We start from the raw sequence: 16889 nt of genomic DNA on the forward strand, positions 1-16889 counted from the left end.
CGGGCAGCGCCGGATGGTGCATGTTGGTGCGGTGGCCGGGGCGTCCGCCACGACAAGCGGGCAAACTCGTACACAGTGGAGAAATGGACCACTCCGCCCCACGGTTCGCCCCGCCCCCCTTCGCCCGGCGGCTGCTCACCACCGCGCGAAGCACCCGCTTCCGCCTGGAACGGACCGCCGCGGGCCGGGTGCGCGGCCCCGCCGGGCGGGCCGGGACGCTCCTGGCGCCCGTGCACCTCTCGCTCCGCGACAGCCGCACCCTCAACGTCGCGCTGGCCGCCCCCCACGGCCCCGGCCGCGCCCGGCTCCTCATCACCCGTGGGCCGCGCCGGATCGCCGTCCCCCTCACGTACGAACCGCACACCGGCGCCACGCCCCTGCTGACCGCCACGGTGACCCTGCGCGGGATGCGGGACGGCGTGTGGCGTCTGACCGTCGAGACGCGGGACGCGGACGGCCGCGTACGCCGGTACGGGCTCGCCCCCGCCGACAGCGGCACCCCGCCCGCGACGCCGACCGCCCCGCACGCCCCCGACCCGCGCACCGGGACCCTCGTCCGGGTCGTACGGGCCCGCAGCGGGCGGGCGGTGCTGCAGGCGACGCGGTCGCGGCCGCGCGCGGAGTTGGTGCGGTTCGTGCCGTCGGGGGACGGGATCACGGTGTACGGAAGGCTCGTCGCGGGGGGTCCGCCAGGGGCGGCCGAGGCGGTGCGGCGGCGGGACGGGGTGGTCGTGCCGGCCGAAGTGGAGTGGGAGGGCGCGGCGTTCGCGCTGCGGGTGCCACTGGCGGCGATGGCCGGGGCGGGGCCGGGGCAGTGGGTGTGGGACTTCCGCGTGGGGCGGCTGCCGGTCGGGCGGTGGCTGACCGACGTACGGGACCCCTCCGCCGCCTACCCCACGCCGTTCCGCGTCCACGCGCTGCCCGGCGGGGCGCTCGTCCGGGCGCACGCCCACTTCACCAGGACCGGCGCGTTTGCGGTGACGTGCTGGGACATCACCGACGCCGTGCGGGAGTCCGACGCACCGCGGGACCTCGCGGAGGAGACCTCATGAAGATCACGTATCTGCTGGGCTGGGGCGACGAGATGGGCGGCACCGAGCTCGCCACGTACACGCAGGCCCGGCACCTCGCGGAGCGACCCGGCGTCGAGGTCGAGATCGTCTCCGTCTTCCGCACCCGCGCCGAGCCGTTCTTCGCCGAGGCGCGCGAACTGCCGGTGCGTCACCTCGTCGACCGCACCGTCACGCCCGAACGCCCGGTGCGGGAGTCCGACGTGGACGACGCGGCGTGCCGGACCCTCGCCGCGCTGCCCAGCGAGCTGATCAGGCCCGCCTGGGAGGACGCGTTCGACCGGCTGTCGGACATCGAGATGACGGCCGCGCTCGGCTCGCTCGACACCGACGTGCTGGTCACCACGACGCCCGCGCTGCTCGCCGCCGCCGTGGCGCTGGTGCCCGCCCGGGTCGTCACCGTCCACCAGGAGCACCGGCCCACCCAGCGGCGCGGCCCGTCCGGCGAGCCGCTGCTGCTTCACGCGCCGCGCCTGGACGCGCTCGTCTCGCTCACCGGCCGCACCCGTGACTGGCTCGCGGAGTCCCTCGGCGCGACCGCCCCCGAGCTCGCCGTCGTCCCGAACGCCGTACCGGACGGCTTCAGGCCGCGCGCGGACGGCGAGAGCAAGGTCATCGTCATGGCGGCCCGGCTGACCGGCGAGAAGCGCGTCGACCACGCCATCAGGGCGTTCGCGCAGGTCGCGGAGGCACACCCGGAGTGGACGCTGCGGATCTTCGGCAGCGGCCACCGCGAACGGCACCTGCGCAGGCTCGTCGACGGGTTCGGTCTCCACGACCGGGTGGAACTCCTCGGCCCCTGCCAGGACATGGCGGCCGAGTGGGCCAAGGCGGGGCTGAGCCTGATGACCGCCGGGCACAACGAGGCGTTCCCGCTGGTCCTCCTGGAGGCGCTCGCCGCGGGGGTGCCCGTCGTGGCGTACGACGTGCTGACCGGGCCCGCCGAGATCGTCAGGCACCGCGTCGACGGGCTGCTCGTGCCGCCGGGACAGGTCGACGAACTGGCACGCGCCATGGGCGAGTTGATGGGCGACGACGAGATGCGGCGCGGATACGCCGAAGCGGCGCGCGAAGGCGTGTACGCACGGTTCTCCTCCGCCGACGTCACCGCGCGCTGGGAGGAGCTGTACACGCGGCTCGTCGCGGGCCGCGACCGTCCGGAGCGGCTGCGCGGGCGCGCGGACCGGGTGGCGCTCGGCGTCGCGTCCGGCGGCAGCGGCTTCCGGCCCACCGCCCCGCACACCTTCGACGCGGCGGCCGCCGCCGACGAGCACGCCCGCGAGGACGAGATCCTCGCCGCGGACGGGACGGGCCGCCTCATCCGCTCGGTGGGCCGCCTCGCCGAGCGCCGGGACGACGTACTCGCCCCGCGGATGGCGGAGTGGAACCTGGAGCTCGTCGCGGACGCCCTGGAGTCGCAGGACGTCCCCTACGTCGTGGTGCGCACCCCGGGCGAGACCGCCCACACCCTGGCCGTCGCCGACGACGACCGCCCCCGCGCGCTGAAGGCCCTGGCCGGTGCGCTGCGCGGGCTGCCGGTCTACGCGGAGCTGGTCAACCCGCGCGACGCGGCGCCCGGCACGGTCCTCGCCGAACGCCTCGACACCATCGGCGACCTCGCGGGCGTGAAGGTCTTCAAGCCGGTCACCACGACCACGCTGTCGCTGCGGCACGGCGCGGGTCTCGCCTGCACGGTGGGGTTCTGGCGCCGGACGCCCGAGGGTGCCTTCCACACGCCGTTCGGGTCGACGCTCGCGGGCGCCGAGCTGCCCTCGCTGACGGCCACGGCGACGCTGGACGTGGCGGAGCGCGCGTACCCGACGCTCGACGTGTTCACCGAACTCCTCATCAAGGACGTCGACTTCCCCATCGACGCCGTCTACACCTGGGTCGACGACTCCGACCCCGCGTGGCGGGCCCGCCGCGAGGAGACGCTGGGCGGCGGCGACACGTCGGCCGACGGCGGCGCGGTCCGGTTCCGCAACCGGGACGAGCTGCGCTTCAGCCTGCGGTCGATCGCGATGTACGCGCCGTGGATCCGGCACGTGTACCTGGTCACGGCGGGCCAGACCCCGCCCTGGCTCGACAGCGACCACCCGGGCCTGACCGTCGTCGACCACCGCGACCTGTTCGCCGAGCCCGAGGAGTGCCTGCCGACCTTCAACTCGCACTCCATCGAGTCGCAGCTGCACCGCATCGAGGGCCTGTCGGAGCACTTCCTCTACTTCAACGACGACATGTTCCTGGGCCGCCCCACCACCCCGGACACGTTCTTCCTCAGCAACGGCCTGGCCCGCTTCTTCTGGTCGTCGGCGTCCGTGCCCGCGCTGCCCGTCGCACCGGACGACGAGGGCTATCTGGCGGCGGCGAAGAACAACCGCGCGCTGCTGCGCGAGGCGTTCGGCAGGACGACGACCCACTCCTTCTTCCACGTGCCGTACGCGTTGCGCCGCAGCATCCTCCAGGAGATCACCGAGCGCTTCCCCGAGCAGACGGCGGCCACGGCCCGCAGCCGCGTCCGCTCACGGGGCGACCTCGCGCTGGTCTCCTCGCTGCACCAGCACTACGCGTACCTGACCGGGCGTGCGGTGCCCGCCGGCATCTCGTACGACTTCGTGGACATCGGGGACCGCGCCGACCACGCGCGGCTCGGGCGGCTCCTGCAGAACCGCGACCGGACCGCGTTCTGCATCGGCGAGTCCCCCGACGGCGGGGTGACGGACGAGGAGATGGCGCTCGCCATCCGCTCGTTCCTGACCGCGTACTTCCCGGTGCGCTCGCCCTATGAGGTGCGGGACGGCTCCTGAGCGCCGGACGCTCCGGACAGGAACAGCCGCCGGACCACGCGTTCGGCGGCGCGTCCGTCGTCGTAGGGGCAGAAGCGCTCCCGGAACGCCGCCCGCAGCGCCGTCGCCTCCGGGGTGTCCCACCCGCCGTCCTTGAACAGCGCGGCGAGCTCGTCCTCGGTGGTGGCCACGGCGCCCGGGGTCTCGCCGGGGCGGCCGGAGAGCAGGTCGAAGTAGGTGCCGCGGGCGAGGCGGTAGGCCTGCCAGTCGGGGGCGTACGTCACGATCGGGCGGTCGAGGCAGGCGTAGTCGAACATCAGCGAGGAGTAGTCCGTGACGAGGGCGTCGGCGGCCAGGCAGAGCTCCTCCACGCGCGCGTGCCCGGTGACGTCGACGAGTTGCGGGTGGGCTTCGAGGCCCGCGTCGGCGCCGTAGAAGTAGTGGGCGCGCACGAGGACGACGTACGAGGGGCCGAGCGCGTCGGCGAAGCGGCGCAGGTCGAGGCGGGGCAGGAAGCCCTTCTGGTAGTCGCGGTGGGTGGGCGCGTACAGCAGCACGGTCCGCCCGTCCTCGACGCCCAACTGCGCCCGTACGCGCGCCACCTCGTCCTCGCCCGCGGTGAAGTACACGTCGTTGCGCGGATAGCCGGCCTCCAGGGCCTGGTAGGCCACGGAGGGGTAGACGCGCTCCCAGATCTCGGTGGAGTGCGGGTTGGAGGAGAGGCTGAAGTCCCACTGGTCGGTGTGGTCGAGGACCTTCTGGAAGCTGATGCCGTGCGTGCCCGCCGGGTAGCGGCGCTGGTCCAGGCCCATCGTCTTGAGGGGGGTGCCGTGGTGGGTCTGGAGGTAGACCTGGCCGGGGCGCTTGGTGAAGCCGCCGGGGAAGCTGGAGTTGTTGACGAGGTACGTGGCCGTGGCCATGGTCTGCCAGTAGCGGCGTGAGCCCTCGATGACGTACTCGACGCCGGGCGGCACCCGGTGCTTGTTGCGGCTGGAGACGACCCACACGCCCCGGACGTGCGGGGCGAGTTCGCGGGCCTTGGCGTGGATGGCGGCCGGGTTGCAGGAGACGCCGCGGTTCCAGTAGGCGCCGTAGACCGCGAGGTGCGGGTCGAGGGGGCGGCGCAGGTCGGCGCGGTAGGCGGCGCGCATGGCGCGGGCCCGCAGCTTCTTCTTCTGCCGCGTCAGCTGCCGGGTGAGGCGCAGCCGTCGCGTCTCGGCCTTGCGGAGGCTTTCGTGGGCGGCGAACGAGGCGGTGGCGAGGGCCTTCTCCTCGGGGGTGCGGGGTGTGGTGCCGACCGGCGCGTACTGCTGGTGGAGGCGGGCGGCCGCGCGGAAGAAGTCGCGCCGGTCGCCGTCCTTGATCCGTCCGGGGTCGTCGAGGACGGCGAGCAGGTGGACGGCGGCGTGCGGCAGGAGCCGGGCGCGGTCCTCGGGTCCCGCGGCGGCGAGCAGCTGCTCGTACCGTCCGACCAGGGCGAAGTGGGCGCGGCCAGGGGTCTTGGAGAAGCTGCCCGCGCGCCGCTCACGCCAGCGCACGCAGGGCCGTTCGACGACGGCGGTGCGCTCGCCCGCGCGGAGGGTCGCGGTGACGACGGGCACCACGTCCTCGTACGCGCCGGAGGAGAAGGCGAGGCGCTGCTCCTGCCAGAAACCGCGCCGGAAGACGCGGTTCCAGGCGGCGGGGGTGGCGGCGAGGGGGTCGCCGGTGAGGTCGTCGCCGCCGGGGCGGACGTTCTCCCACCAGTCGACGCGGTCGTGGGCGCAGAGGACGACATCCGGGCCGGCTTGGTCGTCCGCCGCCGTGAGCGCGGCGTCGACGGCTTCCAGGGCGCCGGGCAGGAGCAGGTCGTCGCCGTCGAGGAAGAGGAGGTACGCGCCGGTGGCACGGTCGGCGCCGATGTTGCGGGCGGGGCCCGCGCCCGCGCGGGCGGGGAGGCGGACGAGTTGCACGCGCGGGTCGCGCTCCGCATACTCCCCGGCGATCGCGGCGCAGGCGTCGGGCGACGCGTCGTCGACGACGATCAGTTCGAGGTCGGCGAAGGACTGGGTGAGCACGGAGTCCAGGCATGCGCGCAGGTAGCCCTGGACGCGGTGGACGGGGACGACTACCGAGAAGCGCGTCATGAACACCGACCGTAGCCAGCGGGACACCGCCTGTCGAAGACCGAACGTCACTCGTTGGGGTGGTCACGGGCGGGGAAATTGACGCCGGGGAGCCGAGAACGGGCAAAGGGGATGAATATGCCGATATCAGCCCTATCTCGTATCCCGATGAAAGGCCGGTTCGCGTGCAGCCCCGTCTCAGCGTCGTCGTACCCATCTACAACGTCGAGGAGTTTCTGGAGGAGTGCCTGGAGTCGATCGCCGGGCAGACCATGGACGGCCCAGGACTGCACGGCGGCCCCGAGGCACGCGGCGGCCTGGAGTGCATCCTCGTCGACGACGGCTCGACCGACGGCAGCCCGCGCATCGCCCGCGAGTTCGCCGCGAAGGACCCCCGCTTCGTCTACGTCCGCCAGCGCAACGCCGGACTGAGCGCCGCCCGCAACACCGGGGTGCGCAAGGCGTCCCCCACCGCCGAGTTCCTGACCTTCGTCGACAGCGACGACGTCGTGCCGCACGACGCGTACGGCCGGATGATCGCCAGCCTGGACGCCACGGGCTCCGACTTCGCGAGCGGCAACGTGTGGCGGCTCAACGAACGCGGCCGCTCCCAGGCCTGGCAGTACAAGTGGCTGACCGAGGCGCGCACGAGCACCCACATCTCCGAGGACCTGGACCTGCTCTCCGACCGCGTCGCCTGGAACAAGGTGTTCCGGCGCGCGTTCTGGGACCGGCACCGCTTCACCTTCCCCGAGGGCAAGCTCTACGAGGACACCCCCGTGATGATCCCGGCGCACTTCCTCGCCGGATCCGTGGACGTGCTCAGCGACCACGTCTACTACTGGCGGGTCCGCGAGGGCTCGATCACCCGGCGCCGCACCGACGTCAAGGGCGTGCGCGACCGGATCGCGGCCTGCGCGCACGTCAGCGGGTTCCTCGCCCGGCACGCGCCGGAGATGAAGAAGACGTACGACGCGTCGTGCCTGCGCGACGACTTCGTGTACTTCCTGGAGGGGCTGCCGATGGGCGGCCCCGAGTACCGCACGGCGTTCCTCACCGACACCGCCGCGTTCCTGCGCCGCGCCGACCCGGCCGTCCTCGCGGAGCTCCCCGTCGACCTGCGCGTCAAGTGGCAGCTCGTCCGCGAGGCACGTACCGCCGAACTCATCGAACTCCTCGCCTTCGAGCGCGCCAACGGCACCGCCTTCCACGTGCGCGGGAAGGTGCGCCGCCGCGCCGCCTACCCCGGCGTAGGCGCGCTGCCCGAGAAGGTCGCGCGCATCGGCCGGGGCGAACTGCCCACCGTGGCCCGGGTGAGTGAGGCGCGGTGGGACGCCGGCGGCAAGCTGCGGATCACCGGATACGCGTACGTGCGCAACATGGAGGCGACCCGGCCCGGACACTCCGTGAAGGCCGGTCTCCTCAAGGCGGCGCACAGCAAGGGGAAGTTCCGCCGCGTCCCGACGCGGACGATCGCCGCGCCGCAGGCCACCGAGAAGTCCCGGCAGCGCCTGCACTGCTACGACCTGTCCGGCTTCGAGATGACGGTCGACCCCGAGCAGCTGAGGTCCGGCGGCCGCTGGCAGCCCGGCAACTGGCTGTTCGGCCTGGTCCTCGCGGGCCACGGCATGGTGCGCAGGACCGCGCTGCGGGCGACGGAGGGCGCGTCGGCGCAGTCCGTGGTGCGCGAGCTCGACGACGGGCTGCGGCTCGTCCTCGGCTACAGCAAGGGGCGGCTCGTGCTGCGGATCCAGGAGTACGCGGCGCGCGTGGACGCCCACCGGCGCGACGGGGGCGACGTGGTGCTGTCCGGCACGCTGCCGGGGCGCCTGCGTCCGAAGGCCCTGCGCCTCACCCACGCGACCACGAAGACGGACTTCGACTACCCCGTCCGGCACACCGGCGACCGCTTCGAGGTCCGCGTCCGCCTCGCCGACCTGGAGGACGTGGCGCCCACCCCGCACCTCGCGCCCAAGGAGGTCGAGCCCCCGCACGGCGACCGCTGGCAGGCCAACCTCGTCCTGCCCGACGGCACGCTGAAGTCCCTGGCCGCCACGCTCGACCTGCCCCCGGGGCGGTACGCGTCCCGCGCGGGCCGCGAACTCTGCGCCACCGCCAACGACCAGGGCCGCCTGGTCGTCGAGCTGACCCGGCGGCCCGTCGCGGACCGCGTCACGTGGGACACGGACGGCACGCTCACCGTGGAGGGCACGCTGACCCCGGCCAGCTGGCACGACCCCGAGCTGATCCTGCGGCACAGCGGCCGCGACGAGGAACTGACGGTCCCCACGGAGCAGACCGGCGACCGGTTCCGGGCGGTGATCGCGCCGGGGGGCGGGGTGCTGCGGGAGGGACGGTGGTACGCGTTCTTGCGGGACGGGGCGGGACGTTCCGGGGAAGGGAGCGGACCCGGGCGCGCCGAGGACGGTGTTCCCGTACGGCTGCTCGCCTCCGCCTCCGTCACGCTTCCCCTGCACCACACCGCCCAGGGGCGGGAGTTCACCGTCGACCGGCGGTTCGGTGACCGGCTGTTCGTGGAGGCCGGGTCCGTGCTTTCGCGGTCCGAGCGCGGCGCGTACCGGCGGCACAGGCTCCGTACCGTCCACTACCCGAGCCGCCGCCGACTCCCCCTGCGCGACGCCGTCCTGTACTTCGACGGGGACTCACCCCGCGCCGTCCACGAGGAACTCGTGCGGCGCGGCGCCGACGTCGAGCACCTGTGGGTCACGCACGACCAGCAGACGCACGTCCCGCCCGGCGCGAAGGGCGTCGAGGAGCACAGCGCCGACTGGTACGACGCGCTGGCCCGCTGCCGCCGCATCGTCACCGCCGGGCACCTCCCCGACTTCTTCGAGCGCCGCGAGGGCCAGACCGTCGTCCAGACCTGGAACGGTGCCCCGCTCAAGCGCATCGGCACCGACCTCACCGACACCCTCTACGCCGACCACGGCCACCTCGACGCCCTGCCGAAACTGTCCCGCCAGTGGGACGTCCTGATCTCGCCGAATCGCTTCTCCACCCCCCACCTGGGCCGCGCCCTCGCCTACGAGGGCGAGGTCCTGGAAGCCGGCTCACCCCGCAACGACGTACTGTTCACCGAGGACCGCGACAAGGTCGCCGAACGGGTCCGCGGCGAGCTCGGCATCGCGCCGGACAAGCGGATCGTGCTGTACGCGCCGACGTACCGTGACCATCTCGCCTACTCCCCCGGCCGGTTCCGCTACGAGCCCGCGCTCGACTTCCGCGCCGCCGAGTCCGTCCTCGGCGACGACCACGTGCTGCTCGTCCGCAAACACCCGCTGACGTCCGGACGGCTGACGGGCGCCCGCGCCCCCTTCGTACGCGACGTGTCGGCGCACCCGCGGGCCGCCGAACTCCTGCTGCTCGCCGACGTCCTGGTGACGGACTACTCCTCCCTGATGTTCGACTTCGCGCACACCGGCAGACCGATGCTGTTCCACGCGTACGACCTGGAGCACTACCGCGACACCGTCCGCGGCTTCTACCTCGACTTCGAGACGCGCGCCCCCGGCCCGCTGCTCGCCACCACCCACGAGGTCGTCGAGGCGCTGCGCGACCTGGACGCGATCACGTCACGGCACGCGGACGCGTACGCCGCGTTCCGCGAGGCCTACTGCGACCTGGACGACGGGCGGGCCGCGGCCCGCGTGGCGGAGAGGCTCATGCGGTGAGCGGGGCGCTGCTCACGCGCCGCGCCTTCCACGGCGCGACGGCGCTCGGCGACGGCGGCAGGCGCCGCCGGCCCACCCCGTACCTCGTGATCGGCGGGCTGTTCTGGCTGGTGATGTCGCTCGCGTACTGGCGGGTCCCGATGTGCTGCGACTTCGGCCAGCACGCGGCGGTCGTCGAGCGTCTGAAGGAGAACCTCCTCCACCCCGCGCACCCGATGGCGGACCTGCCGGGCGAGGGCAGCGCGTACTACTCGCCGTACGCCGTCGCGCAGGGCCTGTTCGCGAAGCTCACGGGCCTCGCGGGCTGGCAGGTCGTGAAGCTCGCGGGCCCGCTGAACCTCCTCGTCCTGCTCACCGGCATCGGCCGCTTCGTCCGTGTCCTGACGCCCCGCCCGTGGGCGCCCGTCCTCGCGCTGATCGCGATGGTGCTGCTGTGGGGCACCCGGATGGCGTGGTGGAGCGGCTATCTCGGGCTGATGTCGATGACGGGGAACCTCGGGTACCCGTCGACGTTCGCCATCGGCCTGACGTTCTGGGCGTGGGCGTGGGCGGGCACGCTGGTCCGCGACGCGCCGGCGCGGGCGCGGGCGCGGGCCGGCTGGTGGCCGTACGTGGGGCTCGGCGCCCTGTGCGGACTGATCCTCCTCGTCCACCCCATCTCGTCCGTGGGGGCGGTGATCGGGGTCGTCGCGTTCGCGGCTTCGGGGCCTGCGGCGGGGCGTCGCGTGTGGTGCTGGGCGGCGACCGCCGTGACCGCTGCCCTGCTCGGCGCGGTCTGGCCGTACTACAGCGTCTTCTCCCTCGTCGGTGACGCGTCCGTCGACTGGATCCACCGCCAGCTGTACACCGAGATGCCCCAGCGCTTCTGGCTGGCGCTGCTGGGCCTGCCCGCCCTGTGGCTGCGCTTCCGCAGGGACCGCAGGGACCCCCTGGTCCTGATGTTCGCCCTGGACTGCGCGGTCGTCGCGTACGGCTGGGTCAGCGGCCACTACACGTACGGCCGCATCCTCGGCCTGACCCTGGTCCCGCTGCAGTTCGCGCTGGCCGTCGAGCTCGCGGCGCCGCGCTCCTGGGGGTGGCGGCGCGGCGCGCTCGCCGGGGCGGCGGCGCTCGGGGCGTGCGTCGGGTTCTTCCAGATCCAGGCGGGCGCCGTCGTGCCGCGTGCCCTGGACCCCATCGGCTTCGACCAGCCGCCGCGCTGGCCGGGGTACGGGTGGGCGATCGGGCACATGCACCGGGGCGACGTCGTCCTGACCAACGGCTACTACCCCACCCGTTCCGTGCCCGGCTACGGCGCCAACCTCGTCGCCCCCGCCTGGCCGGACGCCTCACTCGACGAGGACGTGCGCAACAGGCGCCTCGCGGCCGTACGGGACTACCTCGACCCGTCGTCGACGCGCGCCGAACGCGCGGCGATCGTCCGCCGCTACGACGTGCGGTGGCTGCTGCTCTCGCGTGACCAGCGGGTCCCGTCCGAGGCCGTGGTGGTGGGCTGGAGTCCGCGTACGGGCGAGGTGCTCGCACGGGTGGGCGGTCCGAAAGGGGTGGGCCGGGACGGATCCACGCCCACGAATGCCCCTCTAATCGGATAATTGCCAGCAACCCCTAAAATTTCCCCTGTGGACCGCATCCTGCCTCACCCGAGTGCCCAGAACACCCCTGCCACGAACCCGTCCGACTCCCACGTCTCCGTCGTCTCGGTCGTCGTGATCGGTTACAACGACGCGGCCCACCTCGCGGACGCCGTGCGCTCCGCGCTCGCACAGGGACCCGCCGTCCACGAGGTGATCGCCGTCGACGACTGCTCGACGGACGGCAGCGCGGAGATCCTCGCCGGGCTCGCGGCCGACGACCCGCGCCTGCGCGTGATCCGCAGGGAGACCAACAGCGGCGGCTGCGGCACCCCCCGCAACGACGGGATCGACGCCGCCGAGGCGCCGTACCTGATGTTCCTCGACAGCGACGACGTGCTGCCGCCCGGCGCGGTCGACGCGCTGCTCGCCGCCGCGCGCAGGCACGGCGCGGAGGTCGCGTCGGGGCTCTGCGTGCGCCGCGAGCTGCCCTCGGGGCGCGAGGTGCCCTGGCAGCCGGAGATCTACCGCAAGGCACAGCTCGTCGCCCGCCCCGAGCTGCGCCCGCGCCTCGTCCACGACACGCTCTGCGTCAACAAGCTGTACCGCACGGCGTTCCTGCGCGAGCACGGCATCCGTTTCCCCGAAGGCCGCTTCGTCTACGAGGACTTCGTCTTCACCGCGCGCATGCTCGCCGCCGCCCCGCGCATCGCCCTGGTCCCCGACACGGTCTACGTCTGGCACGTGCGCCGCGCCGCCACCAAGCTGTCGATCTCCCTCGACCGCTCCGACATCGCCAACTGGCAGGCCCGCATAGAGGCGCACCGTCAGTCCGTCGACATCCTGCGGGACGCGCACGGCACCGGCGGCAAGCGGCTCGCGCGGGCGGCCCGCGCCAAGTTCCTCGACCACAGCCTGCGCATGTACACGCGCGAGCTCACCGCGCGCGGCACGGAGTACCGGCGCGAGTGGTGGGGTCTCACGCGCGCGTACCTGGCGACGTTCGACGCCGCCGACCTCGACGCGGCGCCCGCGCCCGGCCGGGTCATCGCCCGCGTCGTCCTCGCCTCCGAGGAGCCGCGTGACCTGCGCCGCCTCAACCAGGTCGCGGCCCGCCCGGCCCGGCTCGCACCGCCGTACCCGAGGACGCCGGACGGCACGCCCGTCTGGGCGAAGGACCTCCCCCGGGTCACCCTGGAGCACCTCCTCGTCCGGCCCCTGCGGCTGCTGCCCCTCGCGGTCGACGGCGAGCTGCGCCCGGCCGCCGGCGGGTCGCGGCTGACGCTGCGGCTGCACGAGCTGTACGGGCGGGTGGCGGACGCGGGACCCGCCACGGTCGACGTCGAGCTGGTGCACCGGCAGACGGGGGCGCCCGGGATGCGCAGGACGGCGGCGTTCTCGTCCGAGCGGCCGGGGGAGACATGGACCGCCGAGGTCCTCCTCGACCTCGCCTCCCTGGACAACGCCGTGTGGGACGTCCGCCTCCGGCTCCTCTTCGAGGACGGCACGGCGCGCGACGCGACCGCGCACGCCGTCGCGGGGCCCGGTCTGCTGCGCAGGACGGTGGTGCCGAGCAGGCGGCGCGGGGTACTGCTCGTCCAGCCGTACGCGACGCAGGCGGGGAACCTGTCGGTGCGGCTCGCGCCCGGCGTGCGGGGCGTGACGGAGGTCGCGAAGCGGCGCCTGACCAGGCTTCTGCGCTCCGCGCGGGGCGCCGCGGGCCACTGACGCGCCCCGAATGAGCCCTCTGCGACACTGCACTCCAGACACACACGCACACGTTCGCGACAAGACAGGACAAGCCGACCATGACCTGGCTGATCACCGGCGGCGCCGGATACATCGGGGCGCACGTCGTCCGCGCCATGACGGAGGCGGGCGAGCGGGCCGTGGTCTACGACGACCTGTCCACCGGCATCGCCGAGCGCGTCCCCGCCGGGGTGCCGCTGGTGACGGGCTCGGTGCTCGACGGCGCCCTGCTGACCCGCACCTTCGAGGAGCACGGGATCACCGGCATCGTGCACCTCGCCGGCAAGAAGCAGGTCGGCGAGTCGGTGGAACGCCCGCTGCACTACTACCACGAGAACGTGGAGGGCCTGCGGGTCCTCCTGGAGGCCGTGACCGCGTCGCCGGAGGTAGCCCACTTCGTCTTCTCGTCCTCCGCCTCCGTCTACGGCATGCCCGACGTAGACCTCGTCACCGAACAGACGCCGTGCCTGCCGATGAGCCCCTACGGCGAGACGAAGCTGGCCGGCGAGTGGCTGGTCCGCGCGGTGGGCCGCGCGCACGGCCTGACGACGGCGTCCCTGCGCTACTTCAACGTGGCGGGCGCGGCCTCCGCGGACCTCGCCGACACCGGCGTCTTCAACCTGATCCCCATGGTCTTCGAGAAGCTCACCGCCGGCGAGGCCCCGCGCATCTTCGGCGCGGACTACGCGACGCCGGACGGCACGTGCGTACGCGACTACATCCACGTGGTCGACATCGCAGAGGCCCACGTGGCCACAGCCCGCAGGCTGGTGTCCGCCGCCCCCGGCACGGACCTCACCCTCAACATCGGCCGCGGCGAGGGCGTCTCGGTCCGCGAGATGACCACGCTCATCAACGAGACCACGGGCCGCACCACCCCCGCCGAGGTCACGGCCCGCCGCCCCGGCGACCCGGCCCGCGTGGTGGCGTCCGCGGACCGCATCGCCACGGAACTCGGCTGGTCGGCGAAGCGCGACGTGCGCGACATGATCGCGTCGGCGTGGGCAGGCTGGCTCCGCCGGCACCCGGAGGCGGGGGGCGGGGTGTAGCTCGCTACACCATCGGCCGGGGTGGACACCCCATCGTGCCGACGCCCCGCGGCGGACAGAGTGGAGCGCAGCGCAGGCCGCCGCACGAGGCGCCGGCCGCCCCGCCCGGAAGGCAGCACCCCATGAAGGCCCTGCTCTGGCTCGTCCTCGCCGCCGCGATCGCCATCAACGTCTCGACCAGCTTCGCTCTGGACGGCGTGCAGCAGGTACTGGTCAGCGCGGCCACGGGCGTCACGGCACTCGCCGCGGCCACGTCCCTGCTCCTGACGCACCGCCGCCAGTCGTAGCTCTCCGAGAGGGGGCCGCGACTTCGGTGGGCCGGTGCCTTTGATGCGCACCGGCCCACCGAAGTCACAGCGCCCGCAACCCCGCCGCCGTAGCCCCCGCAAGCCTCCCCAGGTAGCCCTTGGGCAGGTCGGCCCGCACCACGACAGAGCGCCAGTAGAGCGGTCCCGAGACCAGGTCCAGGGCCAGGTCCTCGTCGACGCCGGATCGGATCTCGCCCCGCTCCACCGCCGCCCGCACGATCCCGCTGGCCACCCCGTGCTGCCCCTCCCGCAGCGCCTTCTGCAGGGCCTCCGCGATCTCCGGGTTGCGGGCCGCCTCCGCCTGGAGGTCGGGGATGATCTGCGAGGCGACGGGGTGGCGCAGGGCGCGTGACGTGACCTCGTACAGCAGGCGCAGGTCCCCCTCCAGGGAGCCCGTGTCCGGCGCCGGGAGCCCCTGGACCGCTATCGCCGACACCAGGTCGAGCACGAGGTGCAGCTTCGAGCGCCACCGGCGGTAGACCGCCGTCTTGCCGACGCCCGCGCGGCGCGCGATGCCCTCGATGGACATGCGGGCGTAGCCGACGGAGGCCAGTTCCCCGAAGACCGCGGCGCGAATCGCCTCGGTCACGTCCTCCCGCAGCACGGCCGCCCCCGCGGGGGCACGGCGGCGCGGTTGTTCACCTTGTGGCCTGCTCGTCGTCATACGGACAGCATAAAGCGTGACGACGATACGGTTGCGTTCCGACGTACCGACGTCCTACTCTCGGCGTTGCGACGATACGGGACCGTCCCGACGTACACCTCCAGCCTCCCCGAGCGAAAGCAACGGACGTGAGCCAGGCCCTCGACACACCGTCTCGCGCGGCGCACCCCGCCGACCCGACGCCCGACCCCGCCGACCTCGCCGCCCTCCACGGCCTGACCGTCAGCGGCGCCCGCCCCTCCCTGCCCGCCTACGTACGGCAGCTCTGGCAGCGCCGCCACTTCATCACCGCCTTCGCGACGGCCAAGCTGACGGCCCAGTACAGCCAGGCCAAGCTCGGCCAGGTGTGGCAGGTGATGACCCCGCTCCTGAACGCGGCGGTCTACTACTTCATCTTCGGCGTGCTGATGAACACCAAGCGGGATGTGGAGGACTACGTCCCGTTCCTGGTCACCGGCGTCTTCGTCTTCACGTTCACCCAGCAGTCCGTGATGGCGGGCACCCGCGCGATCTCCGGCAGCCTCGGCCTGGTCCGCGCCCTGCACTTCCCGCGCGCCTCGCTGCCGATCTCGTACTGTCTGCAGCAGCTCCAGCAGCTGCTGTTCTCCATGTGCGCGCTCTTCGTGATCCTGCTCTGCTTCGGCGTCCCGCCCACCGCGTCGTGGCTCCTGGTGCTTCCCGTCCTCGCGCTGCAGTTCACGTTCAACACCGGTCTCGCGCTCGTCATGGCGCGGCTCGGCAGCAAGACGCCGGACATCGCGCAGCTGATGCCGTTCGTGCTGCGGACCTGGATGTACGTGTCCGGGGTGATGTGGAGCATCGACGCCGTCCTCAAGGACCAGAACCTCCCGCACGCCGTGCAGGTCCTCCTGGAATCCAACCCCGCGGCCGTGTACATCGACCTCATGAGGTTCGCGCTGATCGACAGCTTCCGGCACGACCAGCTCCCGCACCACGTGTGGGCCTGGGCCCTCGGCTGGGCCCTGCTCGCCGGCATCGGCGGGTTCATCTACTTCTGGAAGGCAGAGGAGACGTACGGCCGTGGCTGACACCCAAGGGCTCGCCCCCACCGTCATCGTCGACGACGTCGACATCGTCTACCGCGTGCACGGCACCGGCGCGGGCCGCGGCACCGCCACCGCCGCGCTCAACCGGATCATCGGCGGCCGCAGGAAGACCGAGGCACGGGCGGGCGTCCGCAAGGTGCACGCCGTGAAGAAGGTGTCGTTCACCGCGTACAAGGGCGAGGCCATCGGCCTGATCGGCACGAACGGCTCCGGGAAGTCGACGCTGCTCAAGGCCGTCGCGGGACTCCTGCCCGTCGAGCACGGCCGCATCTTCACCCACGGCCAGCCGTCCCTGCTCGGCGTGAACGCGGCGATGATGAACGACCTCACGGGCGAGCGCAACGTACGCCTCGGCGGGCTCGCGATGGGCATGACCCGCGAGCAGGTCCAGGAGCGGTACGACGACATCGTCGACTTCTCCGGCATCAACGAGAAGGGCGACTTCATCACGCTCCCGATGCGCACGTACTCCTCCGGCATGGCCGCCCGCCTGCGGTTCTCCATCGCGGCCGCCAAGGACCACGACGTCCTGCTCATCGACGAGGCGCTCGCCACCGGCGACCGCTCCTTCCAGAAGCGCTCGGAGTCCCGCATCCGCGAGCTGCGCAAACGTGCCGGCACGGTCTTCCTCGTCAGCCACAACAACAAGTCGATCCGCGACACCTGCGACCGCGTGTTGTGGCTGGAGCGCGGGGAACTGCGCATGGACGGGCCCACGGCGGAGGTCCTGAAGGAGTACGAGAGCTTCACGGGCGGCGGGAAGGGGTAGGCGGGCAGGCCCGGCCCACCCCGTGGGCCGTATCCCTTTTGTCGCATCAATACGCAGAT

The 16889-nt window shown here is 73.1% G+C and carries 11 protein-coding genes; 9 read left to right on the forward strand and 2 right to left on the reverse strand.

Translation table 11 applies throughout. The features are described 5' to 3' along the window. Window positions 1-83 precede the first annotated feature (83 nt). On the forward strand, window positions 84-1052 hold the full coding sequence (locus tag DEJ49_RS13665) for a hypothetical protein (RefSeq protein WP_150184379.1): 969 nt from the start codon (window positions 84-86) through the stop codon (window positions 1050-1052). Further along, window positions 1049-3877: a stealth conserved region 3 domain-containing protein gene (locus DEJ49_RS13670; protein ID WP_150184380.1), complete on the forward strand. Its 2829-nt coding sequence runs from the start codon at window positions 1049-1051 to the stop codon at window positions 3875-3877. The genes DEJ49_RS13665 and DEJ49_RS13670 overlap by 4 nt, the downstream gene beginning before the upstream one ends. Here DEJ49_RS13670 and DEJ49_RS13675 read toward each other — a convergent pair. Then, a complete protein-coding gene (locus DEJ49_RS13675; RefSeq protein ID WP_150184381.1) occupies window positions 3853-5982 on the reverse strand; it encodes a CDP-glycerol glycerophosphotransferase family protein in 2130 nt (709 codons plus the stop codon). The two genes, DEJ49_RS13670 and DEJ49_RS13675, sit on opposite strands and share 25 nt — an antisense overlap. 164 nt (window positions 5983-6146) lie before the next feature. Here DEJ49_RS13675 and DEJ49_RS13680 point away from each other — a divergent pair, with 164 nt between their 5' ends. From DEJ49_RS13680 to DEJ49_RS35940, 5 genes are all read left to right on the forward strand, one after another. Then, on the forward strand, window positions 6147-9653 hold the full coding sequence (locus tag DEJ49_RS13680) for a bifunctional glycosyltransferase/CDP-glycerol:glycerophosphate glycerophosphotransferase (protein ID WP_150184382.1): 3507 nt from the start codon (window positions 6147-6149) through the stop codon (window positions 9651-9653). Continuing rightward, window positions 9650-11245 (forward strand): hypothetical protein, encoded by a 1596-nt coding sequence (locus tag DEJ49_RS13685; RefSeq protein ID WP_150184383.1) that lies wholly within the window; start codon window positions 9650-9652, stop codon window positions 11243-11245. Before DEJ49_RS13680 ends, DEJ49_RS13685 begins: the two co-directional genes overlap by 4 nt. A gap of 114 nt (window positions 11246-11359) precedes the next feature. Next, window positions 11360-12952 carry a glycosyltransferase family A protein gene (locus tag DEJ49_RS13690; RefSeq protein WP_223833179.1) on the forward strand — a complete coding sequence of 531 codons (1593 nt, stop codon included), beginning with the start codon at window positions 11360-11362 and terminating at the stop codon, window positions 12950-12952. A gap of 80 nt (window positions 12953-13032) precedes the next feature. Continuing rightward, window positions 13033-14022, forward strand: coding sequence for a UDP-glucose 4-epimerase GalE (gene galE / locus DEJ49_RS13695; protein WP_150184385.1), 990 nt, complete (start codon window positions 13033-13035; stop codon window positions 14020-14022). 122 nt (window positions 14023-14144) lie between these two features. After that, complete coding sequence (locus DEJ49_RS35940; RefSeq protein ID WP_190329346.1) at window positions 14145-14309, forward strand: hypothetical protein; 165 nt, start codon at window positions 14145-14147, stop codon at window positions 14307-14309. A 64-nt stretch (window positions 14310-14373) separates the two neighbouring features. Here DEJ49_RS35940 and DEJ49_RS13700 read toward each other — a convergent pair whose 3' ends face one another. Then, window positions 14374-14994: a TetR/AcrR family transcriptional regulator gene (locus DEJ49_RS13700; RefSeq protein WP_150184386.1), complete on the reverse strand. Its 621-nt coding sequence runs from the start codon at window positions 14992-14994 to the stop codon at window positions 14374-14376. A gap of 128 nt (window positions 14995-15122) precedes the next feature. Between DEJ49_RS13700 and DEJ49_RS13705 the strand changes: the two genes are divergently transcribed. After that, entirely contained in the window at window positions 15123-16043 is a 921-nt protein-coding gene (locus tag DEJ49_RS13705) for an ABC transporter permease (RefSeq protein ID WP_150184387.1), read from the forward strand. Further along, window positions 16036-16830, forward strand: a complete 795-nt coding sequence (locus DEJ49_RS13710; RefSeq protein WP_150184388.1) for an ABC transporter ATP-binding protein — start codon at window positions 16036-16038, stop codon at window positions 16828-16830. Before DEJ49_RS13705 ends, DEJ49_RS13710 begins: the two co-directional genes overlap by 8 nt. The last annotated feature ends 59 nt before the right edge of the window (window positions 16831-16889 follow it).

Origin of the sequence: Streptomyces venezuelae, assembly GCF_008642335.1 — a bacterium.
Lineage (GTDB): Bacteria > Actinomycetota > Actinomycetes > Streptomycetales > Streptomycetaceae > Streptomyces > Streptomyces venezuelae_F.